This is a genomic window from Dolichospermum sp. UHCC 0352, from assembly GCF_009711925.1.
GTDB lineage: Bacteria > Cyanobacteriota > Cyanobacteriia > Cyanobacteriales > Nostocaceae > Dolichospermum > Dolichospermum lemmermannii.
Genome location: NZ_VIKY01000245.1, coordinates 1 through 8,116, shown reverse-complemented (window position 1 = coordinate 8,116; position 8,116 = coordinate 1). Strand labels below are relative to the sequence as shown.

The following is an 8,116-nucleotide window of genomic DNA, read 5'->3' as shown; positions in this document are numbered from 1 at the left end:
AGGGGGATCTAAAAATATTTGATACACCATGAGGGACTTTTCAAACATCCTCTCAGACAAAAAATGTACAGGATGTTTATTGATATAATCAAATAGTATTTATTTCTGACAGAAAACAAGTAAATCAATCCTGAAAATCCTCAAATCCTGGAAATCCTGATTCAGACAAAAAATAATGAACGAAGCCGAAACCCGCGCCGAATTAATAGATCCTGCCCTCACAGCCGCAGGTTGGGGAGTTATTGAAAATAGCCGTATTCGCCGCGAAGTCATCGCCCCTGGTCGTTTAATTGGCAACAGTAAACGAGCAAAAGCAGACATCGCTGATTATGTCTTAGTTTATCGTGGGGAAAAACTCGCCGTTATTGAAGCCAAAAAACGCGACTTACCCGACACCGAAGGTTTAGGACAAGCCAAAAAATACGCCGAAAAATTACAAACTCGCTTTGCTTACTCTACCAATGGTATTGGCATCTACCAAGTAGATATGCACACCGGGAAAGAAAGTTATATAAATCAATATCCCACCCCCCATGAGCTATGGGAAGCCACCTTTAATGAGTTCCCTGAGCGACTTGCCCTGAGCGAAGTCGAAGGGAGTCGAAGGGAAGAAAATACATGGCGTGATTTATTTGCAGCTATTCCCTTTGAAGATAAAAGCGGTACGTGGGAGGCTCGATATTATCAACATAATGCTATCAAATATGTTTTAGAAGCGATCGCTCAAGGACAAAACCGAATTTTATTAACAATGGCCACAGGTACAGGTAAAACCTTTATCGCCTTCCAACTGGCATGGAAACTGTTTCAAAGTCGCTGGAATCTCAGTCAAAAACCCACACACCGCCCGCGAATCCTGTTTTTAGCAGATCGCAACATTTTAGCCAATCAAGCCTACAATTCCTTTTCCGCCTTTCCTGATGATGCCCTAGTCCGCATAGACCCTGAAGAGATTCGCAAGAAAAAACGAGTCCCCAAAAATGGCAGCGTCTTCTTTACCATTTTCCAAACCTTCATGACCGGAAAAGATCAAGAAGGTAATCCCACTCCCAAATTTAACGACTATCCTCCCAACTTCTTTGATTTTATCATTATTGACGAATGCCATCGAGGAGGAGCAAAAGACGAAAGCACCTGGCGAGGCATATTAGAATACTTCTCACCCGCTGTACAACTGGGACTCACAGCCACCCCCAAACGCGAACACAACGCCGATACCTACGCTTATTTTGGTGATCCAGTTTATATCTACGCCCTCAAAGACGGCATTAACGACGGGTTTTTAACTCCCTTCAAAGTCAGACAAATCGAAACTACCCTAGATGAATATACTTACAGCCTTGATGATGATGTCATCGAAGGTGCAATAGATGCAGAAAAAACCTACACCGAAAGCGACTTTAACCGCATTATTGAAATTCAGGAACGGGAACGCTACCGGGTGCAATTATTCATGACAGAAATCAACCAAAATCAAAAAACTTTGGTATTTTGTGCTAACCAAGATCACGCCCTAGCAGTGCGAGATCTAATCAATCAAATGAAGATTAGTAATAATCCTAATTACTGTGTACGGGTAACAGCCAATGATGGGAAATTAGGAGAACAACACCTGAAAACTTTTCAAGATAATGAAAAAAATATTCCCACTATTTTAACAACTTCTCAAAAACTTTCTACCGGGGTTGATGCTCGCAATGTGCGGAATATTGTCTTAATGCGTCCTATCAATTCCATGATTGAATTTAAACAAATTATCGGTCGGGGGACGCGTTTATATGATGGAAAAGACTATTTTACTATTTATGATTTTGTCAAAGCTTACGAGCATTGTAATGATCCTGAATGGGACGGAGAACCTCAAGAACCTGTGATAGTTACCCACAGAAAAGAACGGGAATTATCTCCATTTGATCAAGATAGAAAAACAGATCAAGATCCAAAAGAAAATATAGAAATCTCAACTCCTAAAACCATTAAAATTAAATTAGCTGATGGGAAAGAGCGGACTATTCAACATCAGATATCTACCAGCTTTTGGAGTCCAGACGGTAAACCCATGAGCGCGGAAGAATTTATAGAACGTCTTTTTGGGGAAATTCCCGAATTATTCAAAAATGAAGCCGAATTAAGAACTATTTGGAGTCGTCCAGATACTCGTAAAGCCCTATTAGCAGGTTTATCAGAAAAGGGTTATGATTCAGAACAATTAACAGAAATTAGTCGGTTAATTAATGCTGAAAAAAGTGATTTATATGATGTATTAGCTTATATTGCTTATGATTCCACACCTATTAGCCGCAAAGAACGAGTTTTAGCCCATAAATCCTTAATTTTCTCTCGATATATTGGTAAACAGCAGGAGTTTCTCGACTTTGTTCTAGATCAATATATTAAAGATGGAGTAGAGGAATTAGATCGGGCTAAATTACCACAACTGTTAGAGTTGAAATATCATACTGTTAGAGATGCTGTGACACAATTAGGAAGCGTTGCTAATATCAGCGAAGTATTTATCGAGTTTCAACAATATTTGTATTCTCAGAACAAAGCAGCTTAATACAGCACTTCCCGGTGTTATGAGGTACTTATCTAGCGGGCAAGATGCCCGCACTACAAGAGTTTCATGATTCAACTTTGTACCTCATAAGAGCGGAAACCGCTGTATTTTAGATCAGTGGTTCTCTTCATTCTATGTGAATTATTTGCTTTCCGATAATCCCAAGGATCAATAAATTTTCGATCACTCCAAATACCAATCCTTTGTTTTTGCGCTTGTGCTTCGGCTTGTTGAATAATATCCCTACTAGGACATTTGCTTAAATAGGGACGATATACTTTAGCTAATCCTTCTTTTAACAAGACTTCCTGTAAAAACGTACCATCTTTTGAACGAACTTCAGCAACTTTTCTCCCATAGCGATCGCTATCTGTAATATTTAACTTTACACGATTATCTGTTTGTTTAATCAGTTCCTCTATCCGTGTTTTCGCTTTCATACCCCAAACAAACTGATTGACATCTTGAGTAATTTTACTCTTCTTTTCTGTCTGAGAATGCGCTATTTCTGGAGCATCAATACAAGCAAACCGCACCGTAAACTTTTTACCATCAGCACTTTTCAATATTAATGTATCACCATCACTTACCCGTTCCACTAGATCACCTTGAGGAGCAAACAAACTATCACACGCTATTAAGCTAACTGCAATCATAGCTGCACCTAACCAAACTAATCCTTGTTTCACTAATTTATTCATTAGACATCTCCCAAAAACAATTTAGCCTGTTCTTGTGTAAAATTGCGCTAAGTAGGTCAACATAATAAAACCAAATTGTGTAAAGAAAAGTAAAATCTCCAAAAACCTCTTCACTCTTGCCTCTTGCCTCTGGTTACTGAGCGAAGTCGAAGTATTACCTCTTGCCTTTCCACAACGATAATTTTTAACTTACCTTTGGGGGTTAAAGTCCCCTGCTTCTACAAGCAGCGGGTTTTGCGTCGGGGTAAAATCCCCGTTGCAAAACGTAATTCTAAATTCTAAATTCTAAATTCTGCATTCTTTTAACGCCGACCTACTTAGAATTTATTCAACTGTTACCGATTTCGCCAAATTCCTGGGTTGATCTACATCCAAACCCCGCCGCGCCGCAATATGATAAGCTAACAATTGCAACGGAATAACCGTGAGAATTGGAGACAGAATTTCCTCAACTTCAGAAACCGGAATTAAATCATTAAAAATCTCCGCTGCTTCCCCATCTTTAACAGAAGTTATCCCAATTAACCGGGAATCTCTGGCTTTTGCTTCTTGAGCGTTAGAAATTACCTTTTCATATACACTACCAGGAACAGCGATCGCTACTACCGGAACTTTCGCATCTAACAACGCAATTGGTCCATGTTTCATTTCCCCTGCTGGATATCCTTCCGCATGAATATAACTAATTTCCTTTAATTTCAAAGCCCCTTCTAACGCAATGGGAAAATTAATTCCCCTACCAATAAAGATAAAATCTTTGGTTTCTGAAAAATCATGTACTAAATGTTCAATATAACGTTCTTGCGTTTCTAAAATCGCTTCAATTTCCCCTGGTAACTGACGTAAACCTGTAAGAATTTCCTCAAATCTCGAATCACTAATTTCCTGACGACGATAAGCTAAATCTAAAGCCAAAGCATAAAACGCCATTAATTGTGCCACAAAAGTTTTCGTTGCCGCCACACCAATTTCAATTCCCCCATGAGTATTGATAATATTCGCCACCATATTACCTAAACTACTTTCTGGACGATTAGTAATCCCCAAAAGTCGTACTTGATACTTAGCTTCCTTCCCTTGTCGGCGGTCTTTTTCCATAGACAAAGCTGCCAAAGTATCAGCAGTTTCTCCAGATTGAGTTACGCCAATAGTCAAAGTATGAGGCGTTAGCGGTGATGGTGCATACCGAAATTCCGAAGCATATTGTACCTGAGTAGGAATTCCTGCCAATTGTTCTAATAAGTATTTACCTACTAATGCAGCGTGCCAACTTGTACCACAAGCGACAATTTGAATTTGTTCTAAATCTGCATAAAAATCTGCCGGTAAATCTAATTTTACTGGTGATTCCGAACTAGCAGGGAAATAAGCCTCCAAACAATCCCGCACTACTCCCGGTTGTTCATAGATTTCCTTGAGCATAAAATGTTTGAATCCCTGTTTTTCCACCATAATGGGATTCCAGTTCAAAGTGCGGGGATGCTTTTTTAAGCGATGTCCAGCGAAGTTATAGACCTCCACGCCTAAAGGAGTCAAACGAGCAATTTCGCCGTTTTCTAGGGACAATACAGCGCGGGTATAGGGGGCAATCGCCGGGGTATCGGAAGCACAGAAAAACTCACCTTGGCCAAAACCAATGACTAAAGGCGCTTGTTGGCGAACTACAATCAACTCATCGGGGTAGTCAGCAGAAATAGCCGCAATAGCATAAGCCCCCTCTAATTTACTGACAGCTTCCTGCACAGCGTCTAAAAATACTGAAGGGGAAAGAGGATTTTCAGGAGAATGCTTTAAACACTCAGCAATCAAATGGGGAATTACTTCTGTATCTGTTTCTGAACGGAATTCATGTCCTAATGCTTTTAATTGTTCCCGCAATTCTCGATAGTTCTCAATTATCCCATTTTGTACCACTGCTATCCGCAATGCCGTATCTAGATGAGGATGGGCATTATACTCTTCTGGTTTACCATGAGTTGCCCAGCGTGTGTGACCAATCCCTATTTGGGCAGGATTTTCGATTTGTTCCAGTTTAGAACGCAGGTTGAGTAATTTGCCTTTAGCTCGGACACAATGCACGTCACCTGCCAAAATAGTGGCAATTCCGGCTGAATCGTAACCTCTATATTCTAATTTTTCTAGTCCAGCCAGTAAAATATCTGTCGCTGGCTGAGTGCCTATATATCCAACTATTCCACACATTGCTTAAACCACTCCGGTTTCAGGATGATTAAATTTTAAGTATAGTTGCTGGAATTGGTGATTGGTCATTGACAACTGACAACTGTACGGGCGAAGCATTTGGAAGATAAATTATCGGTAGTTGCGAGACATGCTTCTCCAAATGCTTCGCCCCTACCAACTGACAACTGTACGGGCGAAGCATTTGGAAGATAAATTATTGGTAGTTGCGAGACATGCTTCTCCAAATGCTTCGCCCCTACCAACTGACAAAAAATGCTGAGGAATGAGGAAAGAATCTTGATGTTTCTCCCGTTTTCACTCCTCAGCACTAAAGTACCAAGAATTTAGAAATGAAATTCTTAGTAAGCCAAGCCCATGCTGCGAGTTGTTTCAGCGCCTAGATAAACGCGAATACTCAAGAAGTCGGTGGGGCAAGCAGTTTCACAACGCTTACAACCTACACAGTCTTCGGTGCGGGGAGAAGCAGCCACTTGAGCGGCTTTACAGCCATCCCAAGGAACCATTTCTAGCACGTCCGTAGGGCAAGCGCGGACGCATTGTGTACAGCCAATGCAGGTGTCGTAGATTTTAACGGTATGAGACATTTAAAAAACTGCTCCTTGCGGGTGTTCTTCTGGAGTGAAAGAATCATAATCAAGGCATAGTTTACCCCAGGGCTTGATAGCTTGTAAGCAAAAGGCTACATAACTTTAAACAATGTAATAGACACTTTAGATAATTTATCTACTAAGATCGCTGTTATATGGCTGTAATCAGGAACATCGCCATCAAGTGTTTACCCAACTCACTCTCTTCCCCAGATGGCGAATTGTAAAGATGTGTAAATTAATAGTCGTTTTTTAGAGGTTATCTATCATACCCATTATCTATAATCTATAGATTGATTAATCCTGGTCGAGTTATGATGAATCCCCAACAATATTAAAGGTTATAAAATAATTAATTATGAGTGAAGCTTTATTGAGTGTTGAAAATCTCCGTGTGGCTTATCCGCGACGGAGTGGAGAGGTAGAAAGCTGGGCGATTGATGGTGTATCTTTTATTCTCAAGCCTGGCGAAAGAATGGGATTGGTGGGAGAGTCCGGTTGTGGTAAATCCACTATTGGAAGAGCGATAATGCGTTTATTGCCTGCCTCTAGTCGCGTTGAAGGAATAGTAAATTTTCAAGGGGAATCAGTATTAGATTTGACACCAATTCAGATGCAAAAGTTTCGAGGTGAAGCGGTAGCTTTGATTTTTCAAGACCCCAGGACGCGCCTTGATCCATTGATGACAATTGGGAATCACTGTATTGAAACTCTACAAGCCCATTTACCGGAATTATCGAAACAGCAAGCGAAGGAAAAGGCTTTAGCGACTTTGGCAAAGGTGAAAATTCCCGCTAGTCGTTGGAGTCAGTACCCCCATGAGTTTAGCGGGGGAATGCGTCAACGGGTAGCTATTGCTTTAGCTTTACTTTTAAGTCCTAAGTTAATTGTGGCTGATGAACCAACGACTAGTTTAGATGTGACTGTTTCTGCTCAGATTCTCCAAGAACTAACGCGATTGTGTGCAGAGGAAAATATGGGATTATTATTAATTTCCCATGATTTAGCAATGGTGGGGGAATATTGCGATCGCATTGGGGTAATGTATCAGGGTAAAATGGTGGAAATGGGAAAAACGGAAACTGTATTTGCTCATCCACAACATGAATATACTCAATCTTTATTAAAAGCCGCTTTACATATTCAAAAGGAAGAGGGAACACTTCGACAAGCTCAGTGCATCGCAGGGAAAAGAGAACAGGGAACAGAAAAGGCAAATCCCATTTTAAAAATTACAGAACTCAAGCAACATTATACCATAGAACCGAATTTTATTGAACGGATATTTAAAGGAGAAGGACAAACGGTTAAAGCTGTAGATGGGGTTAATTTAGAATTGTATGCTGGGGAAATTTTAGGATTAGTTGGAGAGTCTGGTTGTGGGAAAAGTACACTTTCGAGAACTATCTTACAATTAATTAGTCCGACATCGGGAACAGTCGAATTTTTAGGACAGGAATTAACCAGTTTATCTCGGCAAGAAATCCGTTCTTCTCGGAGACAAATCCAAATGATATTTCAAGATCCTCATGCTTGTTTAAATCCAGCGATGACGGTAGGACAAAGTATAGCAGATCCTTTATTAATTCATAATATGGATATTGTTGTAAAAGCTAAAGAACAGGTTTTATGGATGTTGGAAAAAGTGGGTTTAACCCCAGCAGAACTCTATTATCACCGTTATCCCGCCGATTTATCTGGAGGACAACAACAACGGGTAGCTATAGCCAGGGCTTTAATTACTAAGCCAAAACTGATAATATGTGATGAACCAGTGAGTATGTTAGATGCCAGTGTGCAAACACAAATTCTCGATTTGATGTTACAACTAAAAGATGAATTTAAATTAACCTATTTGTTCATTACCCATGATTTGTGGTTAGCGCGGTTTTTGTGCGATCGCATTGCCGTAATGAATGGTGGTAAAATAGTTGAATTAGGACAGACTAAGCAAATTTTTGCTCATCCTCAACATCCCTACACCCAAACCCTCTTAGCTGCTGCACCTTTATTAGCAAAAGCTTAATAACAACTAACAACTGTACGGGCGAAGCATTTGGAGA

General features: G+C 40.2%; 6 protein-coding genes. 2 read left to right on the top strand and 4 right to left on the bottom strand.

Going from position 1 to position 8,116, the window contains the following annotated elements:
* Window positions 1-175 precede the first annotated feature (175 nt).
* A complete protein-coding gene (gene hsdR, locus FJR06_RS17905; protein WP_168651945.1) occupies window positions 176-2,560 on the top strand; it encodes an EcoAI/FtnUII family type I restriction enzme subunit R in 2,385 nt (794 codons plus the stop codon).
* 71 nt (window positions 2,561-2,631) lie between these two features.
* Here the strand turns inward: hsdR and FJR06_RS17900 are convergent, their stop codons facing one another.
* The 4 genes from FJR06_RS17900 to psaC all read right to left on the bottom strand — a co-directional run bounded on the left by FJR06_RS17900 (window position 2,632) and on the right by psaC (window position 6,050).
* A complete protein-coding gene (locus FJR06_RS17900) occupies window positions 2,632-3,261 on the bottom strand; it encodes a thermonuclease family protein (RefSeq protein ID WP_168651944.1) in 630 nt (209 codons plus the stop codon).
* 324 nt (window positions 3,262-3,585) lie between these two features.
* Window positions 3,586-5,463 (bottom strand): glutamine--fructose-6-phosphate transaminase (isomerizing), encoded by a 1,878-nt coding sequence (glmS, locus tag FJR06_RS17895; protein WP_015080268.1) that lies wholly within the window; start codon window positions 5,461-5,463, stop codon window positions 3,586-3,588.
* A gap of 28 nt (window positions 5,464-5,491) precedes the next feature.
* Entirely contained in the window at window positions 5,492-5,647 is a 156-nt protein-coding gene (locus FJR06_RS17890; RefSeq protein ID WP_168651943.1) for a hypothetical protein, read from the bottom strand.
* Between the two features lie 157 nt (window positions 5,648-5,804).
* Complete coding sequence (gene psaC, locus FJR06_RS17885; RefSeq protein WP_015080270.1) at window positions 5,805-6,050, bottom strand: photosystem I iron-sulfur center protein PsaC; 246 nt, start codon at window positions 6,048-6,050, stop codon at window positions 5,805-5,807.
* A 361-nt stretch (window positions 6,051-6,411) separates the two neighbouring features.
* Between psaC and FJR06_RS17880 the strand changes: the two genes are divergently transcribed.
* A complete protein-coding gene (locus FJR06_RS17880; RefSeq protein WP_168651942.1) occupies window positions 6,412-8,079 on the top strand; it encodes an ABC transporter ATP-binding protein in 1,668 nt (555 codons plus the stop codon).
* The last annotated feature ends 37 nt before the right edge of the window (window positions 8,080-8,116 follow it).

Excerpts from the sequence above, each read along its gene's own strand:
- FJR06_RS17880 (WP_168651942.1), top strand. The coding sequence starts at position 6,412 with ATGAGTGAAGCTTTATTGAGTGTTGAAAATCTCCGTGTGGCTTATCCG.
- FJR06_RS17900 (WP_168651944.1), bottom strand. The coding sequence starts at position 3,261 with ATGAATAAATTAGTGAAACAAGGATTAGTTTGGTTAGGTGCAGCTATG.
- hsdR (WP_168651945.1), top strand. The coding sequence starts at position 176 with ATGAACGAAGCCGAAACCCGCGCCGAATTAATAGATCCTGCCCTCACA.
- psaC (WP_015080270.1), bottom strand. The coding sequence starts at position 6,050 with ATGTCTCATACCGTTAAAATCTACGACACCTGCATTGGCTGTACACAA.
- FJR06_RS17890 (WP_168651943.1), bottom strand. The coding sequence starts at position 5,647 with ATGCTTCGCCCGTACAGTTGTCAGTTGGTAGGGGCGAAGCATTTGGAG.
- glmS (WP_015080268.1), bottom strand. The coding sequence starts at position 5,463 with ATGTGTGGAATAGTTGGATATATAGGCACTCAGCCAGCGACAGATATT.